The organism is Vibrio sp. Vb1574 (assembly GCF_033338675.1).
In genome coordinates this window covers 1-1,298 of the sequence record NZ_JAWOTC010000257.1, presented here as the reverse complement: position 1 = coordinate 1,298, position 1,298 = coordinate 1, and the positions used below count along the sequence as shown (strand labels likewise).

At 47.5% G+C, this 1,298-nt stretch carries 1 protein-coding gene; it reads right to left on the bottom strand.

Annotated elements, in window-relative coordinates; all coding sequences use genetic code 11:
- Positions 1 to 12: 12 nt before the first annotated feature.
- Positions 13 to 1,298 (bottom strand): iron ABC transporter permease (locus R7O12_RS25315; RefSeq protein ID WP_318126813.1); only part of this gene is annotated, 1,286 nt, incomplete at its 5' end.

Sequence of the window (1,298 nt, the reverse complement as noted above, 5' to 3'; positions counted from 1 at the left end):
ATGCACAGCTCATCAGTGATTTTGCTCCAGTGAACGGTTAACAACAACAAGCGGGATCAACCCAACAAGAACCAACAATACAGCAGGCAGAGCTGCCAATTCTAAATGCTCATCCGAGGCAAAGTTATATACGTATGTTGCCAGTGTTTCAAAATTGAATGGACGCAGAAGCAGAGAGGCATTGAGCTCTTTCATCGACTCAATAAACACCAACAATGCCGCAATCAGTGCACCACGTTTTACCAGTGGAAAGTGCACTCGCCACAGCATCGTATTAGGCGTACATCCCATCGTGCGTGACGCCATATCTAACGATGGAGAAATTTTATTTAGATTACTTTCGATACTACCAATCGCAACAGCTGAGAAACGCACCACCATCGCAAAGATCAACGCAAACATTGAGCCTGAGAAAATCAGCCCCGGTCTACCCCATTCCATCGCCTTCGCAATATCGTTTACGCGATAGTCCATAAACAGCACGGCAACCATCACGCCAATCGACAATACCGTTCCAGATACTGCGTAGCCCATTGAGGAAAGACGCATAAAAGCAAGGCTTTCACGTTTGCCATTGACTCGGTGGGTAAAGTTAACAATAAGAGCAACAGCCACGCCGATGATCGCAGCAATGACAGACACAACAAGACTGTTCCACGCATACTCACGGAATTCTGGTGTCCAGCTTTGCTCAAAGTAAGTAATTGAGTAATCGATCAACTGAAGTAATGGCAAAATGAACGCCACAGCAACCAGTCCCCAACACCACACCAGTGCCGCCCATTTTTTCCAGCCGCTTAACTCGTAACGAAAATCTTCATGGCTGTTGAATTGGCTTTGGAATAATTTCTGCTTTCTGCGGCTATAGCGTTCTGTACTGAGTAGCAGCACAACAATCAACAGCATAATTGCGGAAATTTTAGCGGCCGCGTTAAGGTTAGAATAACCAAGCCACGTGTCGTAAACCGCTGTCGTTAATGTGTTAACGGCGAAATAGCTGACGGTGCCGAAGTCCCCAATGGTTTCCATCGCCACCAGCGACAACCCCACGGCAATAGAAGGTCGCACCAAAGGCATCGAAATACGCCAAAAGCTCTCCCAAGGTGAGCATTTCAGCAAGCGGGCACTTTGCAGCAGTGAAACATTCTGTTCCATAAATGCCGCGCGGCACAGTAGATACACGTAAGGGTATAGCACTAGAGACAGGACAAAGGTCGCCCCCGGCAAGGTTCGAATATCTGGGAACCAATATTCGCCAGGTCCCCACCCGGTAACATCACGCAGGAATATTTGAATTG